The sequence below is a fragment of the Paenibacillus sp. LjRoot56 genome, assembly GCF_964253335.1.
GTDB classification, from domain to species: Bacteria; Bacillota; Bacilli; order Paenibacillales; family NBRC-103111; genus Paenibacillus_E; species Paenibacillus_E allorhizoplanae.
In genome coordinates this window covers 98,558-124,550 of the sequence record NZ_CAXURV020000006.1, presented here as the reverse complement: position 1 = coordinate 124,550, position 25,993 = coordinate 98,558, and the positions used below count along the sequence as shown (strand labels likewise).

At 42.5% G+C, this 25,993-nt stretch carries 19 protein-coding genes and 1 pseudogene; 15 read left to right on the top strand and 5 right to left on the bottom strand.

All coding sequences use genetic code 11. The features are described from left to right. Positions 1-149 precede the first annotated feature (149 nt). Positions 150-512: pseudogene (locus tag ACSQ8O_RS33970) on the bottom strand (IS110 family transposase); the annotation flags it as partial. A 644-nt stretch (positions 513-1,156) separates the two neighbouring features. Here ACSQ8O_RS33970 and ACSQ8O_RS33965 point away from each other — a divergent pair. The 8 genes from ACSQ8O_RS33965 (at position 1,157) to ACSQ8O_RS33930 (ending at position 9,071) form a co-directional block, all read left to right on the top strand. Continuing rightward, positions 1,157-1,369 carry a hypothetical protein gene (locus ACSQ8O_RS33965; protein ID WP_436245301.1) on the top strand — a complete coding sequence of 71 codons (213 nt, stop codon included), beginning with the start codon at positions 1,157-1,159 and terminating at the stop codon, positions 1,367-1,369. A 173-nt stretch (positions 1,370-1,542) separates the two neighbouring features. Next, positions 1,543-1,788, top strand: a complete 246-nt coding sequence (locus ACSQ8O_RS33960; RefSeq protein WP_436245300.1) for a hypothetical protein — start codon at positions 1,543-1,545, stop codon at positions 1,786-1,788. 897 nt (positions 1,789-2,685) lie between these two features. Then, positions 2,686-3,768, top strand: a complete 1,083-nt coding sequence (locus ACSQ8O_RS33955) for an endospore germination permease (protein ID WP_436245299.1) — start codon at positions 2,686-2,688, stop codon at positions 3,766-3,768. A 20-nt stretch (positions 3,769-3,788) separates the two neighbouring features. Beyond that, entirely contained in the window at positions 3,789-5,267 is a 1,479-nt protein-coding gene (locus ACSQ8O_RS33950; protein ID WP_436245298.1) for a spore germination protein, read from the top strand. After that, entirely contained in the window at positions 5,264-6,385 is a 1,122-nt protein-coding gene (locus tag ACSQ8O_RS33945; protein ID WP_436245297.1) for a Ger(x)C family spore germination protein, read from the top strand. Before ACSQ8O_RS33950 ends, ACSQ8O_RS33945 begins: the two co-directional genes overlap by 4 nt. 340 nt (positions 6,386-6,725) lie before the next feature. Next, complete coding sequence (locus tag ACSQ8O_RS33940; protein ID WP_436245296.1) at positions 6,726-7,394, top strand: Type 1 glutamine amidotransferase-like domain-containing protein; 669 nt, start codon at positions 6,726-6,728, stop codon at positions 7,392-7,394. Between the two features lie 632 nt (positions 7,395-8,026). Next, on the top strand, positions 8,027-8,470 hold the full coding sequence (locus ACSQ8O_RS33935) for a helix-hairpin-helix domain-containing protein (RefSeq protein WP_436245295.1): 444 nt from the start codon (positions 8,027-8,029) through the stop codon (positions 8,468-8,470). A gap of 121 nt (positions 8,471-8,591) precedes the next feature. Beyond that, complete coding sequence (locus tag ACSQ8O_RS33930) at positions 8,592-9,071, top strand: hypothetical protein (RefSeq protein WP_436245294.1); 480 nt, start codon at positions 8,592-8,594, stop codon at positions 9,069-9,071. Positions 9,072-9,125: 54 nt separating this feature from the next. Here the strand turns inward: ACSQ8O_RS33930 and ACSQ8O_RS33925 are convergent, their stop codons facing one another. Both ACSQ8O_RS33925 and ACSQ8O_RS33920 read right to left on the bottom strand, forming a co-directional pair. Then, positions 9,126-9,311, bottom strand: coding sequence for a hypothetical protein (locus tag ACSQ8O_RS33925; RefSeq protein WP_436245293.1), 186 nt, complete (start codon positions 9,309-9,311; stop codon positions 9,126-9,128). Positions 9,312-9,675: 364 nt separating this feature from the next. After that, a complete protein-coding gene (locus ACSQ8O_RS33920) occupies positions 9,676-9,852 on the bottom strand; it encodes a hypothetical protein (RefSeq protein WP_436245292.1) in 177 nt (58 codons plus the stop codon). A 225-nt stretch (positions 9,853-10,077) separates the two neighbouring features. On the opposite strand from ACSQ8O_RS33920, the gene ACSQ8O_RS33915 reads away from it, so the two are divergent. Then, a complete protein-coding gene (locus tag ACSQ8O_RS33915; protein ID WP_436245424.1) occupies positions 10,078-11,172 on the top strand; it encodes an L-dopachrome tautomerase-related protein in 1,095 nt (364 codons plus the stop codon). Positions 11,173-11,673: 501 nt separating this feature from the next. Here ACSQ8O_RS33915 and ACSQ8O_RS33910 read toward each other — a convergent pair. After that, positions 11,674-11,946, bottom strand: coding sequence for a hypothetical protein (locus tag ACSQ8O_RS33910; protein ID WP_436245291.1), 273 nt, complete (start codon positions 11,944-11,946; stop codon positions 11,674-11,676). Between the two features lie 462 nt (positions 11,947-12,408). Between ACSQ8O_RS33910 and ACSQ8O_RS33905 the strand changes: the two genes are divergently transcribed. From ACSQ8O_RS33905 to ACSQ8O_RS33895, 3 genes are all read left to right on the top strand, one after another. Next, the gene (locus tag ACSQ8O_RS33905; RefSeq protein WP_436245290.1) at positions 12,409-12,633 is read left to right on the top strand and encodes a DUF896 domain-containing protein; all 225 of its coding nucleotides are present in this window, start codon (positions 12,409-12,411) and stop codon (positions 12,631-12,633) included. 162 nt (positions 12,634-12,795) lie between these two features. Continuing rightward, positions 12,796-13,359, top strand: a complete 564-nt coding sequence (locus ACSQ8O_RS33900; RefSeq protein ID WP_436245289.1) for an NADPH-dependent FMN reductase — start codon at positions 12,796-12,798, stop codon at positions 13,357-13,359. Positions 13,360-13,397: 38 nt separating this feature from the next. Next, complete coding sequence (locus ACSQ8O_RS33895; RefSeq protein ID WP_436245288.1) at positions 13,398-14,399, top strand: type I glyceraldehyde-3-phosphate dehydrogenase; 1,002 nt, start codon at positions 13,398-13,400, stop codon at positions 14,397-14,399. A gap of 575 nt (positions 14,400-14,974) precedes the next feature. On the opposite strand, the gene ACSQ8O_RS33890 is transcribed toward ACSQ8O_RS33895, so the two are convergent. Next, entirely contained in the window at positions 14,975-15,745 is a 771-nt protein-coding gene (locus tag ACSQ8O_RS33890; protein WP_436245287.1) for a class I SAM-dependent methyltransferase, read from the bottom strand. Positions 15,746-15,863: 118 nt separating this feature from the next. On the opposite strand from ACSQ8O_RS33890, the gene ACSQ8O_RS33885 reads away from it, so the two are divergent. The 3 genes from ACSQ8O_RS33885 to ACSQ8O_RS33875 all read left to right on the top strand — a co-directional run bounded on the left by ACSQ8O_RS33885 (position 15,864) and on the right by ACSQ8O_RS33875 (position 25,226). Further along, positions 15,864-16,199 carry a hypothetical protein gene (locus tag ACSQ8O_RS33885; RefSeq protein WP_436245286.1) on the top strand — a complete coding sequence of 112 codons (336 nt, stop codon included), beginning with the start codon at positions 15,864-15,866 and terminating at the stop codon, positions 16,197-16,199. A 120-nt stretch (positions 16,200-16,319) separates the two neighbouring features. Further along, positions 16,320-16,730, top strand: a complete 411-nt coding sequence (locus ACSQ8O_RS33880; protein ID WP_436245285.1) for a hypothetical protein — start codon at positions 16,320-16,322, stop codon at positions 16,728-16,730. Positions 16,731-16,886: 156 nt separating this feature from the next. Further along, entirely contained in the window at positions 16,887-25,226 is an 8,340-nt protein-coding gene (locus tag ACSQ8O_RS33875) for a GH36-type glycosyl hydrolase domain-containing protein (protein WP_436245284.1), read from the top strand. The last annotated feature ends 767 nt before the right edge of the window (positions 25,227-25,993 follow it).

Sequence of the window (25,993 nt, the reverse complement as noted above, 5' to 3'; positions counted from 1 at the left end):
GAACAGGCCAGAGCCTTTTTGCGTAATGTATCCCGATACTCCGTGCAATATCGATGAGTAGATGAGCTCTGCGTACACCAGAATGACGCTTCATTGATTTCTGCCAACCCTTAATTACATCGTCAGGACTTAGTTTACATAGGTCCGTTAACGACCGTTTCTCGGTTAGCCATGAGCACTCGCAGCTCCTCGTGGTCGGAAAAATGGAAGCGGACAGGAGAGAAGTAGCCGTTTTTTACCATGTCGGCAATAACTAAAGCATCTTTTTTGTCGCTTTTAGAGCGAGTATTGTCGCGGTTTTCTTTATTCTTTTAAACTAGGTGAGGATTGACAAGTACGGCTTCAATGGCTTCGTCATTACTAAACACTAAAAGATTACCGAGAGCGACACCTCGAAAGTTAACCGCTCTGGCAACATGTGCCTCCTGAGCAATGTCTATACCAACAACAATATGATTAAAGGTAATGTTTTCAATGAGTTGATTTTGCTTATCTTGTGATTTAAACTTCATAGTAGAGCGTCCTCCTGGATGGGATTTTTGAGGCAATGACCTCGCGCGTAACCCCATCGTACAGAGGCGCTCTTTTTTTTACAAAGCTGAAAATTAACCATCTACAAGAATCTAACGGCGAACGATAGCAAAATAATGGGCACTTTACTCAAGTAAAGGGAGATTTGTTTGAATTTATATAAGCGGCTCAGTCGAATTAGACCGTCTGGACATTGTTTAAATATCCCACCAATTCTTAGAGAATTCTACAAATTCCATATGTAGTAGGTATTCAGTTCAACAAGCGTGTCTTTGTAGATATGCTAACTTTTCTTCTAGGGTATCGAAGTTAATTTTAGATGACATGGAAACTTTACAATAACCAACATTTATTACCATGTCTTCTTTTGTAGTAAATCCTCTTGAGAAGATAGTACCGGGTACAGAATGTTTTTCGTGTGTTATGTTACACTTAAGACAATAATACATTCGATTCCCTCCCTTTTGAAATTGCTTCTCTTGATCATAGATTATGTGGAATAATATAGATATAGAGTTTTCTGGAATTATTATAATAATATGTCGGATCTAGACTTTCATCTGTATTATTACATTAATGGGATTGATTACAGTGAAAGGCTGGCAGAAATAGAGGGACATAGTCGTTGGTTTATAAAATAGTTGTTCCTATTAGCAATAACGTTGTGACAGTTCAAGGTATACCTGGTCAACCAACGACACAGCAGATTTCTACAGTACAAATTGATAAAGATACTGTATGGGTGATTGAACCCAACAGTAACTTAATAAAAGTTATAACGCATGATACGGATGGTTATCATATGAAACAAATAAAAATGTCTATCCAAAATCAATAATATTATATTTGAACTAACGCAGAACGCTAGTTCAAACATAATAGAGCAGTTTGCCGGCAGCAGCTGCTCCAATTTTCGTTACGCTATCGGGCAGATTACTTTAAAAGGGATTCAATTTAGAATACGGAATTTATAACAAATAGGGAATAGGGAAGAATTGATCGAGAAAAAAAATGGGCATTGAGAACGCAGAATATTGGTCTGAAAAAGAAACATCGGACAATAAGTACGCTACACTTGCAATGCTTCGATTTTTAAGACCGTTCCAAAAATCATTAGACAATTACTTAGAGGGACATGATATTTGGGTAAATAATGAATTGACTAGAAGGAAAAGTAAAATATCTGGCGTTCTTGGAGAAATGATTAATACTGGAGTGAAAACAAATAACGATTTGGCGCTTTCATTACCGGTCTGATTTCCTAATTGACGGTGGAGCGACAGCTTCTTATTTTTACGGATCACTAAAACCAGCAGAATAATGAAAATATCGTAAAATGCTGCCTTAATTTGAAATGGGGCATGCCATTTAATCAAGAAGCCCCTAGAATATTAGTCTGCTTAAGAAGGGGAAATGACATTGGACAGGTCATATATTATTTGCCACATGGTAACTTCATTGGATGGGAAAATCATTGGAGATTATTTGAGTGCGAAAAGAGTAGCATATTTTACAGACAAATATGAAAAAATTCATGGGTGGTACGGTAGTAATGCCTACACTTTACTTTCGGTAATAAATTAGATTTAGCACATGAAAACATTGAGATAAGGTAACAAAAAATATCCCAAAGGCAACAGTAATTTTTGTTTTTATGTGGGTAATTCGGAGGAAAGAGTGTTTGAAACTTGATTCCGAAAAAAACAATAAAAATAAAACACATGGATTGTGACACAAATTAAAAACAACTGTCGGTTGTCAAGAACATTGTCCGAATGAGGTCCGCGTAAACCGCGGGCTTTTTTAGCTATCGGATCAAGTTCTTGTAATTTGGCGATGACAAGAACTTGATCCGATTGCCAACAAGCATGGTTCAATAGAACATGATTCCTTCTTGGATAGCAATTTTAATAATTGGTCGCGAAGTAATGGTAACTGGTATTCGTACCCTTACATACATGAAAAACAATTACCGTAAACTACATTTGGATTTATAAAATAAAGAATTATTGCGTTAACGTAGATAAGGTAACCTTTGGGACACCATCCATTGCATTCCTTGTTATTGATTACATAGTGATAAGGGATATTTTTCCTGAAATATGTACACCATATATAAATCAAGCTCATTTCATCTCAGAGGGGGATTCATGCATGATTCAAAAGAATTTGCCCTTTGCGCTCGTCATGATGACTTTAATGATGTCTGTCGGTTTAATGAATCACGTTCAAATGGTCCCTTTATTATTGGAAACAGTACACAGGGACGCTTGGATCAGCATCGTAATATTGACTGTCCCCATCTGTGTATTCATGATTCCGGTTTACTACATCTGTAAAAAGACGAGTGGAAGAAACATTCAAGACTGGATCAAGATCAACTATGGCTTTATACCGTCCCTTTTATTTCGGAGTTCATGGATCGTATATTTTATTTTTTTCGTCTTCGTCGCGGTTAAAGATACGGTCATGTGGACGCATGTCTCCTATTTACCACATACCCCCGTGCTTGTTATTGCCTTATTCTTATGTGGTTTATCCGCGATTGTCAGCGTTTTTGGTGTACGCATGATTATGATTGCATGCGGCATTTTTTTGCCGACCGTATCTTTGCTCGGTTTCTACATTTCCTTTGCGAACATTCCGAATAAGGATTACTCCAGTGTCTTTCCAGTACTTGAAAACGGTTGGAGTCCTATTCTGAAAGGGCTGATTTATGTAGGAGGCGGATTGTCGGAGTTGGTCCTCATCATATTTCTAAATCAGCAAGCTTCAAAAAAATCATTATTTTATTATATATTACTTGCTCTGCTGTTAGTCTTCCTGGCTTTTGGTCCGACTTTAGGCTCGATCAGTGAGTTTGGTCCTGTGGAGGCTGCCAAACAACGATATCCTTCTTTTGAAGAATGGCGACTTCTACGTATTGGACATTTTATTGAGCATATGGATTATTTGTCCATTTATCAGTGGGTCACCGGTGCATCCGTTCGAATTTCACTTGGCATCTGTCTAATTCTCGATCTTGCGAATTTGAATAAGCGGCGTACTCGAGCATTAGCTGCTTCATTGATTGGTGCAGGATTCATCCTGGCTAGCCTACTACATATCAGCGATTATGATTTTTTGTTTTTTTTACGGCATTGGTATTTTCCAGCGGTATTACTATTCCATTTGCTGATCGTCGTGATCCTGCTCGTTCTTATCGCTCTATGGAGGCAAAAGAAGGTAACAAAGTAGTTTAAAAAGGTGGTACAACTATGCTGCAGTCAGACAAGATCACCATCGGTTCTTTAGAGGAGCACTCCATCAGGCGGCTGTTCAAAAACAGCCAAGATGTTCAAATCGATAACGTATTAATGAATTTTCGTCATTCAACGCATAGCGTGATTTTAATCTACTGCATCGGCATAGCCGATTCCAAGCAAATCAATAATTATGTCCTGCTTCATTTGGAGGGCATGATAGAGCTTCATCCGGACGAACAATCTCTCGAGTGCTTCGGTCCTTTACGATTGAAAAAGCTGAATGGGAATGACAACATTGATACGCTGACAGCTGATGTTTTTACTGGAACCTTAATTATATATTTAGAAAAATCAAAAACCTTTTATTCTCTGGAAATCGCCAATGCTCCGAAACGCAATCCTGAGGAATCCGCATCAGAGGTCTCAGTAAAAGGGCCGCGTGACGGTTTTACCGAAGACTTGACAACCAACGTCGCCTTGGTTCGACGCAGAATTAAATCAGCCACATTGTGTGTTGAATATTTCACTGTCGGCAGAAGAAGTCAAACCAAGGTGGCATTATTGTATGTAAATGATATTGCAAATTCTGATTTGATCGAAGAAGCCAAAGAACGTCTTTGTAAAATTGATGTGGATGTGCTGCATAATAGCAGCCAATTGGAGGTCATGCTTGCTGATAGTCCGATTTCTTTATTTCCGTTAATCGATTATATCGGGCGTCCGGATTATGTGACTGAAAGCTTAATGGTCGGTCGGTTTGTTTTTTTAGCTGATGGCTCCCCTAACGCCATTATTGCTCCAGTCACGTTTACCGAGATTCTCAAAACACCGGAGGATCTCTATTTACCTTTTCAATTTGTTACCCTTGAAAGACTCCTTAGAATACTTGGATTTATTATAGGTACACTATTGCCGGGCTTCTGGGTCGCATTATCCGCCTTCAATATCGACCAGCTCCCTTTCTCCCTGGTGGCTTCAGCAAAAGTAAACAGGGCTGGTCTTCCTATGCCGTCCACACTCGAAGCGTTTCTAGTGGTTAGTATTTTTGAAGTGTTTCGGGAAGCAGGCGTTCGTTTGCCCAAATCGGTCGGTCAGACGGTTGCCGTTGTCGGCGGGCTGATCATTGGTGACATGTCTGTAAAAGCCGGTCTTACCTCGCCAATCATGATCGTGGTCGTATCGATATCTACCGTTGCATCTTTTATGCTGATCAACCAAAATTTAAATGGGACTGCGACCATTTTTAGATTTTATGTCCTTCTCATGTCCTGCTTTTTTGGCATATTTGGGTTCATCCTTTCCGTAATCTGCATTGTCTTTTATATGTCCGGCTTGGAATCCTTCGGCATTCCTTACTTGACTCCAATGTCTCCACCGCTTTGGAAGGAATTGATACCTGCTTTAGTGAGGAAACCACTATCTCAAATGAAAAAGAGACCAGGTTTTCTGCAACCAAAAGATGCCACCCGTCAAGGAGATGACGCTTCTTGAACTTCGGACGTATCGTTGTATTGATTCTAAGCTGCAGCCTGCTCCTCACCGGTTGTTGGGATCGAAGAGAGCTTCAAGATACCGTGTTCGTAGCTGCAATTGGCGTTGATTATAAAGATGGACAATATCTCGTATCTTCCCAACTTATTAATTTCAGTAACGTTGCCAAGCGTGGGACGGGAAAAAATGCTGGAGAGAGCACATGGATAGGTACAGCATCCGGTAGTAACCCGTTTGTCGCTTTTCAAAATTTAAATCAAATGACATCCCAGCAGCAGTTATATTTAGGACAGGTGACAGCTCTTGTCTTAACCAGCCGCGCACTTGAGCAAGATGTAGAGGACATCCTAGAAGCGTTATACCGTTATCGGGAGCTTCGTTATACTGTCTGGTTATTTGGGACCGAAGAGCCCATCACGCCATTGTTTGGTTCAGATGCTCTACTTGGGCTCTCGCCTGAGCTGACCGTCATCCACAATCCTAAACCCGCTGCCGCCAAAGTAGCACGGACTCGGCCAGTTTCTGTGAGACAATTCCTTAAGGCCTATAGAGAGCCCGGGGAAACGGCGTTTATTCCCTCTCTATCGTTACATAACAATTGGGAGACAAAAGAAAAACCGATGCCCGTAGCCTATATCGATGGACTCTATGCTTTTTATCAAAAAAAGTATATAAAGAATTTTCTGCTTTCCGATGTCGAAGGAATTCGTTGGATGAACAAACCTTCAGATGAGGTCCTGCTGCTGGTAAATGGACAGCAATTTCAAGCGACGTTTATGGTGAGAAGTAGTCATCGGAGCGTAAAGTGGACTTATACGAAAGGACAGCTTCAATATATTCTGGACTTAAAAATAAAAGCCAGTATGGAAATGGGGAATGGTCAGTACTCCAAAGAAGAGCTGAGGGCGGCTGTGGACAAAACGATACGCAATGAAATCATGGAAACCTTTCAACTGGGTCGAAAATCCAACACCGACTTGCTGAATTTGGGGAAGGAAATGTATAAATATGATCTTCGCCAATGGCGTGAATTTTACCGTTCACCAGAAGTCAAACCTGCATTGAAGGTGAATATCCATTTGTTCCTAGAGCATTCGGGAACTTATAAAGCGGGATAATATGGTAAATCGCACGTGGTACTTGTATTGCCTGATGTGTCCAAATAAACTCTCTGGCAGTCTCTATTTCAATCTGGCAGCCGCTTTCTGCCGAGAGCGGAGGCAGCGAGATTAGTTTAGCGCTTGGAAACTCTGTCGCTGCGGCAATTTAATGATTAACCTAACGATGAACGATAGCTGAATAAAAATACCCGCGGCAGCCGATTGGCTGCCGTTTCCGCGCTAACTGGCAGGATACTTAAATCATTTTATCGAACACGTAGGCAATGGGGGAAGCCAACTTACTTTGAAAAGTCTAAAGGAATAAACGATAAACCACACAACGACAAGGAGTGAATTTATGAAATTATTGCTCACATCCGCAGGCATTAATAACAAAAGCATTCACAATGCGCTAGTTGACATGCTGGGCAAGCCGATCGCCGACTCTAATGCCCTGTGCATCCCCACCGCGATGTACGGACACCCCTGGGTCGGCCCCGGCGTCAAAGCCTGGCAGTTCATCAGCGGGTATTCGGAGAATCCCATGGTCGATTTGGGTTGGAAGTCCGTCGGCGTGCTGGAGCTCACAGCGCTGCCAAGCATCAATAAAGACGGCTGGGTGCCGCTGGTCCGGGAGACGGACGTCCTGCTTGTGGCGGGCGGGGACGCCCTCTACCTGTGCCACTGGATGCGGCAGTCCGGACTCGCAGACCTCTTGCCATCGCTGCAGGCAGTTTATGTGGGAATGAGCGCCGGGAGTATGGTGATGGCACCTAACATTGGGGAATTCTTCGTTGGCTGGACTCCACCCACCGGTGGTGATGAAACGCTGAGTCTGGTTGATTTTGCAATATTTCCGCATCTGGACCACGAGATGCTGCCTGGAAACACCATGGCTGCTGCAGTGAGATGGGCCGTAGGGATGCAAGGACCGACGTATGCGATTGATGATCAGACCGCCATCAAAGTAATTGACGGAGCAGTCGAAGTTGTTTCCGAAGGGAACTGGAAACATTTTTCGCCCTGATATACTCCTTTGTGGAGTTAACGGTGAACTTTAGTTGAACATTGACACAGCGGCAGCCGGCACTAACCGGTTGCCGTTTTCCGTTAAAGTAACGGGTAGGTTAACGCAACATTCACCTAGAATTAGAATGTTAAAAACCTGACTTTGAGTAATTTATCGCTAACTTTTCTAATTAGATTGATCAAACAAAATTGAGGGTGATTTTTCTGAGTAAGCAATACGTAGAGAGATTAATCTCGAATTTCGGAAATTTAGGTTTCTTTATCGGAGAAACAATTAGTGAGCAGATTTTAGAAATAGATAAAGCCTTAAAAACAGAACTTCCTGTTATGGATATTTAATGAAATAAAGTGATCTTAGCTCTTACGAAACGTCAACTAAATGGATGTTCATTAAGCTAACGGCTAACGAGGGTTCAATAACAAAATGGAAAAGCAGCCAACCAGGTGGATTGGTTGCCTTTTCTCACATAACAGGTAGCGTAGTTAAATATTACACCTTCACAAACGAACGTATATTCGGTATTGTAGAAATGGATTATTATTCCAAGAAAGAGGGAGATTCCAATATGATTAGCTTGGGTAAAAGTACGATTCTTCGGTATAAAGAGTTTACAGAGAGGCCTCAAAAAAATGAGATTAAATAAAACTCCAAAGTTAGAATTAACCATTCAAGAACGGCAAGATCTAAGAAAAAATAAAATACTTTTAAGTGATATTCATAAAATATCATTGAATGAGCTATGTATAATTTTGAATGTATCAGAATTAAGAGCCAAAGAATTAAAGGCATTATCCGAATTTCAAAGTGTGCCTTCAATTGGACCAGCATTTGCAAAAGATTTAATTAAGTTGGGTTACTATGAATTGGATGAGTTAAAGGAAAAAGATGGTGCAAGATTATTTGAAAAATTAGAAGAATTATATATGGAGAGAATAGATCCATGTGTAGAGGATCAATTTAGATTTATTGTATTTTATACCAATAATCAGGGCTGCGACAAGCAATGGTGGGATTTTACTGAGGAAAGGAAAAATTACAGGAGTGCTCATGGATATGCCAATAGGTCAGATTAAAAATTATTTTATCACATCAAACTTTTAAGCTAACGGATAACGATAGTTAAGGGGCTTGTCTTCGCGGCAGCTCCTCTTTTGTTTATTATAGTAAGGGGCAAAATATGAACGAAACAAATACATGGCAAGTACGTCAGATAATAATGTAGGGGGCGAATCAGTGAAAAAAATAATATTTATCGTGGCGGGACCTGTTGTTATCGTCACATGCATTTTGCTATTAATAATAATTGGTTGCATTAAAGACCCAAAAATTGAAGGGGCAAATAAGATTAGTCAAATGGAGAGAACCTCCACATCAGAGAAGATATTTAAACAGAACAAAGACGCAGACATTCTATGTGTCTATGGTGCGCGTTTTTATAAACGTGTCGAAGAGCAGGAGCAATACAAACAAATGGATTTGAAAATAAATCATGAGTTAGGAGAGGTAAGAAAAGAGTACAAAGATGGAAATATTTTTGAAGATTACATGGCAACTAAACTCCAAGTTGGGACAAAGATATTTACGATTCAAGGTCAAATGCAATCTGAATTGCTTCTTGTACAACTGGGAGAAAAATACGTTGTTTATGTATACCAGAATTCAAAGGATTTGTAAAAGCCCCCTCGTGTGAAGCGATTCATGAAACTCCCTCAGAATGATTTAATTTACTCACGCAAGCTCGTCTATTCGCAGGATTTCATCCACTAAATATCGATGATGAAAGAAAAGATAGTGATATGTATTATGGCGTTTCGTTAAATAGGCGTGCGGGAACAGAGGTGTAGTTGAATTACCCAATTCATTCCAAATGCTGCACGTATTCTCCACGTTGCCCGTAGCGATTTTCACTCCCATGTCGGGGCGGGTCAATAGCCCTCTCATTCCTTCGTCACATCTATCTAATGGGGTGGAGGTCGGTCTTTCTAACGGAATGGGTCGGAGCCCTTTTCTTCAAAATCTCCTACAGAAATACCGCGGGGATTGAGTATTTTTAAAATCACAAATCAGACGTTATCTGCAAAGATAGGCAACATAAAAATACCTATAAAGAAGAGTAGACGTGAGAGCAGAGATCCACAGAGTGCGTGGCGATGATAATCAGAAGCAAAACTAACGGAGGAACTTGTTCAAGTGTGTTTGTGACTAAGCCAAAATAAGTGCGGAGCGTGTCTGCCCTTATTGTATTGTTGGATTCTTGACACGAGGAACATTTTATTCTCTAAAGTCTTCGGCTAAAATAAAAAAACGCGCCTGAACCGACATACCGAATCAGATCGGTATATTGTACGAGCAGCACCTCAACTATCGTCAGTACAGTAGTGAATAACAGGTGAAAATAGATGGTGGTTATACACACAAACCAGACTAGCAGCAATAAATTTCGTTCGATGTCCATGGCCATAGCTTGTACAAGGAAGGAGCCTATGCAAGTGTACTTCTTTTTATTCATACTTTCGTGGGCGGTGATACTTAGTCAAAAAATACAACACCGTTTACTCGTTGTCCGTCATAGATATGAACTTGCGGGGTTCCCGTAAAATTATTTTATTATCCAGGCAATTGAGCCACATTCAGTCATATAAATAGGTGATAGCAGTTGGAACCTGTTGAGGAGGAATTTATACAAGTGATGTTACCGAGTGAAAAGTATTTCGGTAAGTTTGAGGCGGTTTTTTTATTTTACGGAGCCATGCCTACAGGCGTTGCTGTTTCTGAAACCGGGCGTATTTTCATTTGCTTTCCGAAATGGGGAGACGACGTTAAATTTACGGTGGCTGAAATCGTACACGATACATTACAGCCTTATCCTAGTTTAGACGCTAATGTGGTAAGCCCATCGAATATCACAACGTCCCTCATTAGTGTCCAAAGTGTCGTTGCTGATGGAAATGGTACGCTTTGGGTATTGGATACAGGAGCTCCTAATTTCTCAGAACCCATCAAAGGGGGGGCGAAGTTAGTCGCTGTTGATTTAAATTCAAATACTATAAAAAGGGTATATACATTTACGGAAGATGTTGTCCTGCCAACCACGTATCTGAATGATGTCCGAGTTGACTTTCGTGTTGGTAAAGCAGGTTATGCTTATATAACGGATTCGTCTTCCCGAGGACCAGGAGCCATTATTGTCGTTGATTTAGAAACCGGTTATGCCTGGAGACGGTTAAATGGGGCAAATTCAACTTCGCCCGATCTCTATCTCTTACCGAAAGTTGAAGGTAAAATCCTGATGAATCGAAACCAAGACGGATCTACTTCACCCTTTAGATTGGCATCCGATGGTATAGCGATTTCCCCGGACGGCAAGATGTTGTATTTTTGTCCTCTCTCCAGTCGTCATCTGTACTCGATTTCAACGGAAGCCCTAAGAGACCGAACGATACCAGATATGAATTTACAGTATCACGTGAAATATTGGGGAGAAAAAGGTGCTTCAGATGGAATGATCACCGATGCAAAAGGAAACGTTTACGCTGGAGACTATGAAAACAATAGTATTCGAAAGATATTGCCGAATGGAATAATGGAAACCATCGCACATGATCCGAGAATTTTATGGCCGGATACTTTTTCTATTGGTCCAGATCAATACTTATATTTCATCGTGAACCAATTACATCGGCAGGCAAGATTTCATTATGGAAATGACCTGCGGCAGAAGCCTTATAGTTTACTCCGTATGAAAATAGACGAACCACCTGCTCCTACCTTTTAGTAAATACTTCGCTTTACAAGGTTGACTCAATTTGCATAGAAAATGTATTTTATGACTTTATGGTTATTAAGAATTTGGAGTCTATCGCTCGGCAGTCTGTTCAGCTATCGGATAACGATAGTTCAATTAACAAATGAAGGCAGCTGGCATAAGATGAACTGCACCCCAATGGTTAGATGGTGTCTAACAATTGGGGTGCAGTTCAATGGTACGGCTGTCTTTTCTAAAGTAAAACTAACGGGAGAATGATAGTTCGGTTATGATTGGAAGGCAGTAGATCACTTGTGGATCTACGCTTTTTTTTATTTTCATAATCGATATTTTAACAATTTATAGGACTTCTACCCACGTATTATAAGTAAGTGACTAGAATATTTACCACGTTGTGGTAAATAATTTGCAGAAAGAACACGGGTGGGTAATAACTAATCATCTTTGATTGGACAAGTATAACAAAGTAAAAAATAGCCGTACGACAAATTCGTACGACTCCGTTCAATCTTATTGGTTATCTTCGCGTCTTCCTTGCCAATTACCGCCTTGATGGTGACCGTGATGAGGCATTCCTTGCCATCCGCCCTGCTGACCATGCCATTGGCCATGATGCATTCCATGATATGGCATTGGGTGATGGTGATGGGGATGAGGATGAGGGTGAGGATGAGGATGAGGATGAATAATCACATGATGGAAATGGTGATGGTGATGTATTTGGTGAGGGTGTTGTTGGTGTGGTTGACTTTGATGTTGTTGGTGTGGTTGATTGTAACTCATTGGGCAATCTCCTCCAAATTTTTATACATCAACCTATGTGGAATTGTAATAATTGGATGCTTGACTTTAACTATTTGGGCGTGTTTGAACGATTCAAAAGGACAGTTTTAATACCATGTTACTAAAAATAAGGAAAATCCCACCAGTATGGATACAAAATTGGTTTATCGAAATTTTAATATCGATCCACATCTGGGGTCCTCGAGATCTCTGTATGTACGTAGAATAGTACTGGGAGCAACTATTCGTTGCTGTGCTGTATGTCTGGCGACACAAACATAGTTGCTTTTAGATCCCCGTAGATAGTTTTTTTATTTCAAAGCGCATATGTTTCTTGATCACTAAACGGGAACTCAAATTAATTAAAAACAAGCTATTGACAGTTATCTTAAAATCATTTATCTTAAAATTAAGATTATTAATTTTAAGATATTATCAAGGCGACTCAAGGAGGTAATGGGAATGATTCCAATTTTGAACCGTATTAATGAACTGAGCAGAATAGAGCGCAGATCAGGTCTATCTGATACTGAGAAAGCGGAACAAGCAGCGCTTCGGACGCAGTATTTACAGATTTTACGCGGGCAACTGTTTACAACACTTCTGAACGTGTCTGTTATTGATGAATTAGGTAACGATGTTACGCCTAGAAAGCTTATTGATAAAAAAGCAGCTAATTATCAATAACTTTTGTCATTTATCTTAAAATTAAGAATATCAATATTAAGGTATTTTTGCCTGTTGGCAACCAGCTAGGTTAATAGCCATGGCACCTAAACTAAAGTTATCCCACATATAATATGGAAAGTATTGTATGATTATATGAGAATGAATTCTGGAGGTTGGCTGATGTCAATAAGAATAGGAATTATTGTAGGAAGTTTGAGGGAAAACTCTTTTAATCAAATGATTGCGAATTCGATTCCTGAACTTGTAGATTCCGCGGAATATGAATACATATCGATTGCTAATCTTCCCCTCTATAACGCGGATTTGGATCATGGAGAAGGGCCAGATCCAGTTAAGCATTATCGCGAGGCGATACAAAAGACGGATGGCATTCTCGTAGTTAGCCCGGAGTACAACTCAGGTATACCGGGAGTACTGAAAAATGCACTGGATTGGGCATCGACACCTACCAAAACAGCCGTCTTAATTCATAAGCCTGCAGGTGTGATAGGCGCAACCCCTGGCGCGAAAGGGACGATTCTTTCGCAGCAGCAAATTAGGCAAACGTTGGATGCCACCCAGTCCTATGTGTTGCCGGCTCAAAAAATGTATATTTCTCAAGTCACGGACAAGATTGATTCAAATACTCATAAGCTCACGGAGGATACGACTCGCAAATATTTGCAGCGTTATGTTCAATCATTTTTGCAATGGATTAATCAGATACAACGGCTTAATGAGTAGTAAGGATAATAACTAATCAAATATTTATGGAGGCTATTATGGGTAAAATTGCGCTTTTTGGATTTGGACGTATCGGAAGACAGCTCCTTCGGGCGGCGTTGCAACAAAATTTGTTTGTCCCCTTTTCCATCTCGGATATTAAAGACGAAGCTACACTTGCAGCACTTTTTGAAGTGGATACAAATTACAAGCGTTGGCAGGAGCAAGTATCTGCTCAAGAAGGCGCAATTGTAATCGGCGACCGGGAGATTCGTTATTTGAATTCGGGTGCTGAATTGCCGAATTGGGGTGAGTTAGGCGTTGAATTGGTCATTGATTGTACCGGACGAGCCGTTACGCGATCAGTAGCTGAACTACACTTGGAGCGAGGGGCAAAAAGGGTGCTTGTCAGCGGCCCGAGCAAAACCTTAGAAGATTGCGACGCAGTACTTCTTAAAGGGATTAACTTAGAAAGCTTCGATCCGGAAAAGCACAAAATCATTAGCATGGCGAGTTGCACGACAAATGCGCTTGCACCGGTAGTCAAATTGGTCAGAGAAAACTATGGCATTCGATACGGATTATTCTCCACGGTACACTCGTATACGAACACGCAATCGTTGACGGATCAGCCGATGAAGGACCGCCGGGATTCATGGGCAGCTGCCGAGAACATCATTCCGTCATCCTCAGGTGCAGCCAAAGCTCTGAAATTCATTTGGAATGACCTGCAAATCACAGGCAAAGCCTACCGGATTCCGACCCGTACCGGGAGCATCGCAGAACTTAATTTGATAACGGAAAAACGATGCACCGTTCAAGAGATTAACGATATGTTTCGAGAAGCTGCGAGAGAAGGCGAATTAAAGGGCGTTCTTGACGTTTTGGAAGGGGAATGGGCCTCGTCCCGTATCGTAGCTGATCCCCATTCTTCGATTATTGACTTGCCTTTAACCCAAGTACAAGGTGAACTATTGTCTGTCGCTACTTGGTACGACAACGAATGGGGTTATGCTTCACGGTTGGCTGAGGTAGCCTCTTATATTATTGCAAAATCATAAGCTAGACGATTGATAATGAATTGGATGCATCTTAGAACGTATGGGCGACAGCCAATACTTTCTAAGATGCATCTTTTCTCGTCATTCAGGGTCGTGGATACGGCTGTCGCTATAGGAGGGGCTATTCTAATCAGAGAAGATGAACTAAATAGGCCCTAATAAAACGATTTATATTCATTATTAATGTGAATATCTGAATGGGTATATCGTTAAAGAAATCACAAAATGATTGATAATATGTCATAACAGGGACAGTGGGAGTTATGTAATTTAATTTTGAATGACGAGGTTTTGTAAGGGCTAGTAATTCGATAAACGTTAAGGAGAGAAATAAAATGAATAATTCACATAGAAGCAATTACGAGCAAAAAATGGATGGACTTCTCCCATTATCAATTTGATTTCCTGAGTTTCCATGACCATTTCTGCTCAACAATAGTGTGGATCATTAAATGCGGTTAATACCCAATTATGAGGATAATCGTTGGAATCGGAAGGCACATGTGGCATGGTGATCGACTGCGATTATTGACCGTCGTGCCAAGTACATATGTTTGCTGCTACGCAGCCCCAAGCTATGCCTTCCGCGCTTTCAACATCATGTAGCTTCCCTCGAAACTGAGCAGTTTGCCGTTCTCGCTGTGGACCTTAAGCTGCTTCCGATCCGCTTCTGGCCAGTTCAGCATATCCGTCTCCAATTCTTGCTGGACCTGCTCGGGGACATTCATTCTAGCACACCAAGTAGCGAATTCGAACGGCTTTCCTGTCTGCATCAGCTGTTCCACCCGGAAGCCGTTCAGCTCGATGCGACGAATCCACTCCGTTTTTTTCCAAGCGCGGAAGTGGCTGGGGTCTCGCCGTTGTTCAATATCATTATAGAGGGTGTCGATCCGATCCGCTTCTGGAGAGATGTTGTCCATTAGAATAAAGCTTCCGCCGTACTTCAATACGCGCCATGCTTCCTCTACGAATCGGTCGGGGTCAGGGAAGTGATGGGCAGCAATGCGGCAGCTGACCATATCGAATTGTTCTTTGGCAAAAGGAAGATTCTCCGCGTCCCCAACAACGTACCTGATATTCGGGCAGCCCTTCTTGGTAAGGAAAGCTTCCGCTTCTTGCAACATCTCGGTAGTAATGTCCAGCGTGGTCACTTCACCGACAAAGGAGGCCAACGCCAAGGCGCAATGTCCGCCTCCGGTTGCGATATCGAGCGCCTGCGCGGCATTCTCCGGTTGAGCCCACTCGACTAATGTTTTCAAATCTTGGCCGGATGCATGACGTGGGCTAACGACATATTTAGAAGCGTTAGCTCCAAATTGGGCTTTAACATGATCCTTTGTATCCATTCCATCACTCCTCCAATGTTTCATTGTATGAAACTATGTTTCAACAAACGAACCTATAATGGTAACATATCATGCTTAATTATAATTGTAAAGACGGAGACTCTGGTCTTACTAACGGTTGGATCAGTCCCTTTATGGCTGCGATCTTCATGCGAAAGGACGTTGGCTATTCGATTCGGAACAGCAACTCGAGGGCGTAGAAATGATTGCCGTGGACAATTTTAAGGCCATTCTGATGCACCGTATGAAGGGACTTGCGGATGCCACTATCCGTCTTTGCGGATTGGAGCCTGTGGCATGGCGTGCTGAACAGGAGATCGAAACAATCCAGCTTCTAGCTATTGCGGAGCTCGCGTCTGCAACTGGACGTTTGATAACCCTAAGTATTAAAGATGAGGCTTGCATATACGTGCGGCTTCTTTATTTTCGTAAAAATCATGAAGGAGTGTTTTAATAATATGAATAACGTACTTCAGCAAGCACCAGTTAAAATAATAAATTGATTCTGAAAAGCTAATACTACTATCGCGATAGTAACTGTTATTCGATCAGCAGGTGAGAGGAGAGATTAATCATGTTACATTATTACTTTTCTGATAAAGCTCATATTTTTTGGGATGATGTGATTGAATCTGTAGTGATTCGCTGGAGTTATTTAGCTCATGAGGAAGATTTTCGCCTCCCCCTTAATAAATTAGTTGAACTTGCAGCGATAAAAAAGGCGAAAAAAGCATTATTCGATGAAAGCCATAGTCTGTTTATAGCAAAGGAGATACAATGGTTGTCTGACGAATGGTTTCCTAGATTATTAGACGCTGGCATAGAAATTATAGCTATCGTCTTTCCAGAGAAAACAGTTCCTAATATCGACGTAGGACAATCTATTGAAAAGAAAGATTCAACTGAATTGCTTTATCGTGAATTCGATAATATTCACAGTGCAGTCAGCTGGCTATCATCAGTACCGATAGGGTGCGTTAATTAGCAATTGAAATGACTTAAAAAGGTTTACAATCATGCAAACATAAATTTTACTAATGATATTATACAAAACTGGGGATAATTTCATTGTCCCGGAATTCTCTTTATACCGGACGACAGTAAGACAAGAAATTGTATAAACTGATCTCCGGAGGGGCCAATGGTAAATAATACGGATAAAATTTGTCAAAGAGCGCGAGAACTTGCCTTACAGCATACGCCAACGTTAGTGCGAATCCATCCCAAATACATATGGAATCAATTTGAGAAAAACATAGAGAGTTTAAGGGATTTTGTTATATCGTTGCAAAACAGTCCCGCAAGTTGTGCCTTACCAGCGGAAGAATGGCTGCTTGATAATGCTGAATTTATTGAGGAACAAGCAATAGAAGTAAAAGCTAATTTTACCAACCGCTCTTTTGATTACTTACCTTCTTTTCAAAAGAAGGGTATGTTACGAATCCAGAGTCTCTGTGAGGATTATTTGGAGCAAGTTGACGGTATATTGGATGAGGAAACCCTTGTATCCTATATGAACGCATATCAAGAAGTATCGGCGTTGAAACTTGCTGAAACCTGTTCCATCTCACTCATACTAAGGATGTCTTTGATAGGGAGGCTATCTGAAACGATGGCACTTGTCCGGGAACGTCGGGAGGTTTGCGTAGAAGTTGAACAGTTACTTTCAAGAATAGAAACTACCAAGTTAAATCCAGAGACGATTAACGCAGTCTTAGAAGAAGTAAAGCAACAAGTACCACTATCAGGTCCATGGATCGTCCATTTGATTAGTCACTTGCGGGAGTGGGCAGAGGATTCAGCGACAGTGCGGGAATGGTTAGTTTGCAAATTAGAGAATAGTTCTATTGATCTGGACCGCATTGTATCGTACGAGCATCAGCTTCAATCCTCCTTTCAGGTTAAGGCAGGTAATTTAATCAGCAGCTTGCGAAAAAATGAGCGTATGGATTGGAATAGCTTATTTGAACGCATTAGCTTGTTAGATCAAACGTTTCGTCAAGATAGTACGGGTGACTATTCGCTTCTTGATTCTTATAGCAGGAACGAAATCCTTAATCGAGTTGAAAGATTAGCACACCGTATGCGCATACCCGAAAATTTGATCGCAAGACATGCAGTAGCTCTTTCGAAGGAAGAGCATGAACGGTGGAGTGAAAAAAAAGGGCAGGAGAATGACTTACCACGATCGACGTTTGTTGCTTATTTTTTATTTGAACCAGCTGGAATCAAGAAGTTAGAGCATGCCTTGCGATTATGCAGCAAGACTAGACCAGTACGTGGAACAGGTATTGCAAAAAGATCAACTGGTACCTATTTATCTCTGTTAATCGGACTGTTCATGCTTGCACTTATTGCCTTTGGTACTTGGATTGGCGGAACTCAAGGCTTTACACCGGTAGGGTGGGTAGTTGTTTTACTTATGCTTTCCCTTCCTGTAAGCGAATGGGTCATTACTTGGCTCCACTTTGGCATTGAGCGAATGATACGCCCTCGGCCTTTGCTGCGTTATGATTTTTCGAACGGCGTACCTTCCACTGCAACTACGATGGTCGTCATTCCTGCCATATGGTCGTCGACAGAGGAAGTAGAGGAGCTTGTTGATCGTCTGGAAATTCATTATTTAGCCAACCGCGATCCAAACATACATTACGCTCTTTTGGGTGATTTTACTGATGCAGCGGAGGAAACACTTCACAAAGACGAAGCGCTTGTTACTTTTACCAAAGAAAAAATTGCGACACTCAACCGGATGTACGCAATCCCAGAAGGAGCAACCTTTCATTATTTCCAGCGCCGCAGAAAGTGGAACCCTGCTGAGGAAGTATTCATGGGATGGGAACGAAAACGCGGGAAATTAGTGGAATTCGTCGAGTTGCTGAAAGGGAGTAAGGTGACGAGTTTCGACTCTCTGATAGGTGATACGAAAGATCTACCGTCAATTCGCTACATAATAACCTTGGACTCGGATACACAGCTTCCGATGGGAAGCGCACAGAGGATGATTGGTACGCTGCATCTTCCTTACAACAGACCACGCTTAAATCAAGCGCGAACTAGGGTCATTGAAGGATACGGAGTACTGCAGCCTCGGATTGGAACAAGTTATGAGTCGGCCATGCAATCAAGACTTGCTTACATTTGTTCGGAGCCAGGGTTGGACCCGTATGCCTTTGCCGCTTCAGATCCTTACCAGGATGCAATGGAGCAGGGGATTTTTACGGGGAAAGGTATTTTTGATGTGGATATATTTGCAGAGCTGTTATGTGAACGTATTCCTGAAAATACAGTACTTAGCCACGATTTGCTTGAAGGAGGCTTTCTGCGGGCAGCTCTGTTATCGGATGTTGAACTGATCGATAACCACCCGTCAAAGTTTCTAGCCTATCAACAGCGCTTGCACAGGTGGGTCCGAGGAGATTGGCAGATGCTCTGTTGGCTTTTCCCTCGTGTTTGCGACCGTCGCGGAACATTAAGACCCGTAGATCTGTCCACTATTACACGTTGGCAAGTGATTGATAACTTGCGCCGTAGCTTACTTCCAATTGCTTATCTCGTACTCTTGGCACTTGGTTTAAGTGTACTGCCTGGATCCTCGGTAGGTTGGTTTTCTTTCATTCTTGCAACCATGCTATTACCGATTATCCGACATCTTGTTCACATGAAGACCGTCATTTGGCATCCACGGAGGGTGTTGTCTACGGTTTTACACGTGCTAATGAATATGATTACCTTACCATTTCAAAGTGCAGTTCTTCTCGATGCGATCTGTAAGACTCTATACAGACTGTTGATTAGCAAACGTCGTATGCTTGAATGGACAAGTTCTTCTCAAATTGAACGAAATAATAAAGGGAAACCGCAGGCGTTACTTCTAGGATCACGTGGCGGATATGGATTAATTATTCTCTTTGTGATAGTTGTAGCGCTGCAGCAGAAGACTGCACTAAGCTGGATGGGTTTCACGCTCTGTTTGATTTGGGCTTTAGCTCCTTTCGCTGTACGCTGGCTGGACCAGCCAATAGCACATAACGAGTTGCAGTTCACCCCAGTGGAAGAGGACCAAATGCGTGTGCTGGCTAAACAAATTTGGGCATTTTATGAGGATTATGCGGGGCCGATGGATCACTTTCTGCCTCCGGATAATGTGCAAATGGATCCTCCAAATGGGGTTGCGCATCGCACGTCTCCAACCAATATTGGTTTCTTGTTGACAGCTGCCTTAGCTGCTCGGGATTTCGGATTTATTGATACTCCCGAGCTTGTGGAGCGTTTAGAACGGACTGTGGGCACCGTCGAAAAGTTAGACAAATGGAACGGGCATCTATATAACTGGTACGATACCATTTCCCTTGATGTACTGCCGCCGGCCTATGTTTCAACAGTAGATTCGGGAAATTTCGTGGCTAGTTTGATGACAGTTAAGCAAGGATTAGCTCATTGGCTAAAGATTGATTTCACACGAAGCAAAAATCCATTTCCGTCAATTATTTCTGGTAATTCGGGCTTACAAGTTGAGTTTTCCGTTGAGCTCGATCAAACAAATCCTGAAGAAATGACATACATTGGACAAGAAGATCCTCATGTGTTTAACGAAGTGAAGCAAGATAGGAACTCATCACCCCAAAAAGCCTATAGTGATTGGCTAGAGATCGGCAACAAGCTGATCAATCGTCTCGAGGCATTGATCATGGAGACCGACTTCAGACCGCTTTATGATTATAAGGCCAAACTTTTCGTACTGGGTTACCATGCGTCTTCGAACCAGCGGGATAACATTCTCTATGACCTCTTAGCTTCCGAGGCCAGACAGACAAGCTTTGTTGCGATAGCACTAGGGCAAATATCTGTATCCCATTGGAATGCGCTCGGCCGAACGGTTAAAAGGCAAGGGAATCAGACTTCTCTGGTTTCATGGTCCGGTACAATGTTTGAATACTTGATGCCAGGGCTGATTATGCGCACTTATCGGAACACGATCTGGGAAAGTACGTATCGAGGTGTCGTGAACCGACAAATCGAATATGCGCATGAACGGGGTGTCCCTTTCGGTATCTCGGAATCCGGTTATTACGCGTTTGATTATCAAATGAATTACCAATACCGGGCTTTCGGTGTCCCAGGCCTAGGTTTCAAACGCGGTCTTGAGCAAGATTTGGTTCTGGCGCCGTATGCGACAGTCATGGCACTTCCTTTTGCCCTGAGTAAAGGCTTGAACGATTTGCAACGAATGGAGGAACTAGGCGCGCGCGGACAATATGGCTATTATGAGGCCATTGATTTTACCCCTGGACGTATGCCTGAAGGTGATACTTACAAGATCATTCGAAGTTTTATGGCACATCACCAAGGAATGAGTTTACTGACGCTTGCCAATGTATTGCTGCCGAGTAAAATGTATGATCATTTTCATCGCGATAAACGGGTGCAGGCTGCGGAACTCTTGTTACAAGAGCGGATTCCACCACGGAATACGATAATAAATCGTGAATTATCCGGTCAGTCACGAATCGAAAAACCGAAACCGGCTCATATAGCTCCTCTGCGGGAATATGACTCTGCCAATACGGCAGTACCGGAATTAAATATACATTCGAACGGGACACTTACCACGATGATCTCTAATAGCGGCAGCGGGTTCATACGGTTTGAAGGCATGGATGTAACCCGCTGGCGGGAAGACCCAGTGACGGACAACTGGGGAAGTTATATGTATATTCGGGATGTCATATCGGATAAAGTGTGGTCTCCGACTTATCAACCATGTCGCTTGCCGTCAAATAAGCAACTGGCGCAGTTCGCACAAGATCGATCTACGTTCTTATGTGAAGATGGGGATGTGCACACGACACTTGAAATCTGTGTATCGCCTGATTCGAACGCAGAAGTTCGTCGTTTAACGATTGTCAATAAGGGGAGTGAAGCTCGGACTCTTGAGGTGACGACGTTTCTCGAAATCGCATTAGCGCCTCATAATGCGGATAAAGCGCATCCAGCTTTTACTAAGCTATTTATTGAAACACAATTTGAAGCTGATGCAGAGTGCCTGCTTGCACGTAAACGTCCTCGAGATGGTGGAGAAAAATCCGTGTGGGCGTTCCACACGTTAACGACTGGCGGCAGGCCACTTGGGCCGGTAGAATTTGAAACCGATCGTGCACGGTTTATTGGTAGGGGATATACGTTATCAAGACCTAATGGAATCGCAACCCGACTTGGCAGCACGGTTGGGTCGGTGGCTGATCCTGCATTTATCATGCGACGGCGATTAACGCTACAGGCTGGTGAACAAGTTGAATTGACAGCTCTAACTGGCGTAACAGAGTCGAAGGAACAAGCAATAGATATTGTGCAGCAGTTGTCTCAGAAACAACAAATCGAACGATCTTTTCAGCTTGCTTGGACGAGGAGTCAAATTGAAGTTCAGCATTTACATATATCTATTGCGGATCTAGCTGTTTTTCAATTGCTTGCGGGTTGTACGTTGTACGCGGCACCATTACGCCCAGAGCGAGAGAGTAGTATTGCTGTTAACCAAAAGGGACAGCAGGGATTGTGGGCTTACGGGATATCAGGTGACTTGCCCATAGTCATAATACGGGTTTCAGATGCAGTAAATCTATCATTTATTAACAAGCTAATCATTGGATTTGAGTACTTGCGTCATAACAGGCTGTTCATCGATCTTGTGATTTTGAATGAATCTGTCGAGGGATATCAGCAGGATTTGCAGGAAGCCCTTCGGCGCATGGTCGAACAAATCATTAGCGGACAAGGATCAGGGCAAGGGGGCGTTCATGTATTGCCCGTCACTCAATTAGCAGATGGCGACAAGTCATTGTTGTATGCAGTATCCCGTATTGTGCTGCGAGCTGACGGTCCAAGTCTAAAGGCGCAATTAAAAGCATCTGTTCCGAGCTACACTTCGGATGAGACGATTCTGATAACGGCACCACCAAACCGCTTTGCTCCTGCAAAGGCTGTTGAAACGAATGATCTTCTCTTCTTCAACGGTTGGGGAGGTTTTACGGCAGATGGCCGCGAGTACCATATCGTTCTTAAAAACGGTAATTACCTGCCTTCACCATGGATTAACGTCATGGCTAACCCGAAATTCGGATGTATAACATCGGAACTGTACACAGGGTATACATGGTGGCGCAACAGCCGCGAATGTAAATTGACGCCATGGTCAAACGATCCCTCCATCGACCAACAAGGGGAAGTATGCTACTTACGAGACGAGGAAAGCATGGAATATTGGTCGTTGACACCAGCCCGCGAGCAGCTAACGTCCAGCTATAAGGTCATATATGGTCGTGGGTATACGCGTTATCATCATGAAAGTCATGGTCTTCTGCAAGAAATGACCGTTTTCGTTCCACTGGACGATCCCGTTAAAGTGATCAAATTGCGATTGCAAAACACAACGTCCGAACAGCGGAAAATATCGGTCACTTATTATGCTGAATGGGTACTTGGTGTGCACCGTGAAGGGAATGCTTCTTTCATCGTCTCGGAATGGGATTCAGAGAATGAAGTACTGATGGCACGAAATACGTATCAAGAGAATTTCCGCGACGCAACCGCGTTTTTAACGATTCATCCGCAAATGGAAGCATCGGCAGAGTGGGAGAAGGGAAACCATCAGGAAGCTGCTAGTACAAATATGGACATGACATGGACATCGGATCGCTTGGAGTTTATTGGCCGGAACGGCAGTATTGATCATCCTGCTGTCATGAACCGACTTCACTTGTCAGGCACAACAGGGCCAACATACGAGGGCTGTGGAGCTATTCAAACCAAATTCGTAATTAAGCCTAATTCTGAACAAATTGTCTACATCCTACTAGGCTGTGAGGATTCTCGTGAAACCGCGGCGGAGCTTACACAGAAGTATCGTCAAACTCTTGTTTGCGATCAGGCATACGAGGATGTGATAAAGTTTTGGGATGATGCAATGGGCACGATTAGGGTCTCTACACCTTGTCCTGAGATGGATATCATGTTGAATAACTGGTTGCTATACCAGACACTTTCATGCAGGATGTGGGCGCGTTCTGCATTTTATCAAGCGGGTGGGGCTTACGGTTTCCGGGATCAACTGCAGGATTCACTAGCGTTGCTCCATAGTCGTCCTGACCTCACACGGGCGCAAATTTTACTTCATGCCAGCCACCAGTATGAAGAAGGCGATGTTCAACATTGGTGGCATGAGGAAACGCACCGCGGTATCCGTACTCGCTTTTCTGATGATTTGTTGTGGCTACCATATGCTGTGGTCAGGTACATGGAACATACCGAAGATGAGAGCATATTGAACGAAACCGTTCCGTATCTTCGAAGCGAGCCATTAAGTGAAAAGGAACATGAACGCTATGAGCCGACCGTGTTGTCCGAGCAAAGCGGTACGATCTTAGATCACTGCTTTCGTGCACTCGACCGAGGTTTACGGTTTGGTGAGCATGGGCTGCCGCTGATCGGAATAGGAGACTGGAACGACGGGATGAGTCGTGTTGGCGCTGAAGGACGAGGCGAAAGCGTGTGGCTCGGCTGGTTCTTGGGACTTGTTTTGCATGGAATGGCTAATTTATGTGAACAACGCAGTGAGCACGAGCGGGCAGAAAATTACAGGCGGATACAGGACAAACTGGCAGATTCACTTAACGAAAAAGGGTGGGACGGCCAATGGTTCCGACGAGCATTCACCGATTCTGGAGAATGGCTTGGTTCCATCCATAATGCGGAGTGTCGAATTGATGCAATCGCACAATCATGGTCCGTCATTTCAGGTTTGTCGCAGGCAGACAAAGCGTTGCAGGCTATGCGTTCTTTTGATCGTGAGCTTGTAGATCGCAGCTTGTCGGTAGCGCATATTCTGTATCCACCGTTTGATCAAACGGATCCAAGTCCAGGTTACATTCAGGGTTATCCTCCGGGGATCCGTGAGAACGGAGGTCAATACACACACGGTGTAATCTGGAGCATCATTGCTTGGTGTGGGCTTGGTGAAGGAGACAAAGCTTTTGAACTATTCCACATGTTGAACCCTATCATGCATACGAAAACGTCATCTGAAGTTCGAAAATATGTGGGTGAGCCTTATGTCATGTCTGCTGACGTGTATACAGAGGAGCCTCATAAAGGTCGTGCTGGATGGACTTGGTATACAGGTGCGTCAGGTTGGATGTACCAAGCCGGCATTGAATGGATTCTCGGTCTGCGACGTAGAGGAGAACGGTTGTTCATCTGCCCAAGTATGCCAAGAGAATGGCCGGGGTTTGCCGTAATCTACCGTTTCGGAAAATCTGAGTACCACATTACTGTCACAAATTTATTACAAAAGTCCAGTGGACAAACAACGTTATCGATTGATGGAAAGGCAGCCGATATGAAAGAGTTCACTACCGAGGACGGTCCTTTCATCCTATTACATGACGATAGTGAAATCCACCAAATCTTACTGTCACTATATTAAATAATGGGTCCCAATCAACGTGATATGTTGATTGGGGGCTATTGAAGTAAATAATTAGCAGTACCAAAATTACAATGAGGCCGCCGGCATTGAGAATGCAGTCGGCTACTTTCACTAATTAAACTAACAGGGTGTGTGTTGTGTGTCTATAGCTAAGAGAAAAGCTGAGAAGAGAAGGGTGAGCTGAGGATATGGGTGAAACAACTATACAAGAGATTAATGATTTAAATGCACTTCAAATTGCTGAGATGGGACTGTTCACCACTACCAAAGGAAAGAGATTCAATCTATCTCAATTTTTATCGTTTGTTTTGTGATACATGTTTGGTTGCTATAAATGATGATGAAGTTCAGTTTAGTCAAAAAGATGCTGTTAATGATTACTATCACAACACCAAAAAGGTGTCCTTACTAATTAAGCGTTTATAAACACGCATATTTGTTTTGGTCGCTATGCTACGAGGAACTATAGTTCATGCACAACACAACGGCAGCCGGTATTCGATCGGCTGCCGTTGTCCGTTAAAGTAACGGGAGGATAATGAAGTAATTATATGGAATATAATGGTGATGCAGATGCACTAGAAGTATGAATTGGTTGTATTTCTCGCTTGTATATATGACAGATCATTTTCGATGCTATCTGGAAATAAATTTGGGGGAATAAGAAAATCGAAAATGAATTATTCAATATTTTTGATGATAATAATATAAAGAGGCAGGTCAAGATTATATTTATTTGCTTTCGTAGTGATACGAAAAAGGAT

Bases quoted from the DNA above. Each gene is read 5' to 3' on its own strand.
- ACSQ8O_RS33900 (WP_436245289.1), top strand. From the start codon at position 12,796: ATGTCAATAAGAATAGGAATTATTGTAGGAAGTTTGAGGGAAAACTCT.
- ACSQ8O_RS33935 (WP_436245295.1), top strand. From the start codon at position 8,027: ATGAGATTAAATAAAACTCCAAAGTTAGAATTAACCATTCAAGAACGG.
- ACSQ8O_RS33940 (WP_436245296.1), top strand. From the start codon at position 6,726: ATGAAATTATTGCTCACATCCGCAGGCATTAATAACAAAAGCATTCAC.
- ACSQ8O_RS33880 (WP_436245285.1), top strand. From the start codon at position 16,320: ATGTTACATTATTACTTTTCTGATAAAGCTCATATTTTTTGGGATGAT.
- ACSQ8O_RS33875 (WP_436245284.1), top strand. From the start codon at position 16,887: ATGGTAAATAATACGGATAAAATTTGTCAAAGAGCGCGAGAACTTGCC.
- ACSQ8O_RS33890 (WP_436245287.1), bottom strand. From the start codon at position 15,745: ATGGATACAAAGGATCATGTTAAAGCCCAATTTGGAGCTAACGCTTCT.
- ACSQ8O_RS33905 (WP_436245290.1), top strand. From the start codon at position 12,409: ATGATTCCAATTTTGAACCGTATTAATGAACTGAGCAGAATAGAGCGC.
- ACSQ8O_RS33920 (WP_436245292.1), bottom strand. From the start codon at position 9,852: ATGGACATCGAACGAAATTTATTGCTGCTAGTCTGGTTTGTGTGTATA.
- ACSQ8O_RS33895 (WP_436245288.1), top strand. From the start codon at position 13,398: ATGGGTAAAATTGCGCTTTTTGGATTTGGACGTATCGGAAGACAGCTC.
- ACSQ8O_RS33910 (WP_436245291.1), bottom strand. From the start codon at position 11,946: ATGAGTTACAATCAACCACACCAACAACATCAAAGTCAACCACACCAA.
- ACSQ8O_RS33925 (WP_436245293.1), bottom strand. From the start codon at position 9,311: ATGGGAGTGAAAATCGCTACGGGCAACGTGGAGAATACGTGCAGCATT.
- ACSQ8O_RS33960 (WP_436245300.1), top strand. From the start codon at position 1,543: ATGGGCATTGAGAACGCAGAATATTGGTCTGAAAAAGAAACATCGGAC.
- ACSQ8O_RS33950 (WP_436245298.1), top strand. From the start codon at position 3,789: ATGCTGCAGTCAGACAAGATCACCATCGGTTCTTTAGAGGAGCACTCC.
- ACSQ8O_RS33930 (WP_436245294.1), top strand. From the start codon at position 8,592: ATGGCAAGTACGTCAGATAATAATGTAGGGGGCGAATCAGTGAAAAAA.
- ACSQ8O_RS33955 (WP_436245299.1), top strand. From the start codon at position 2,686: ATGATTCAAAAGAATTTGCCCTTTGCGCTCGTCATGATGACTTTAATG.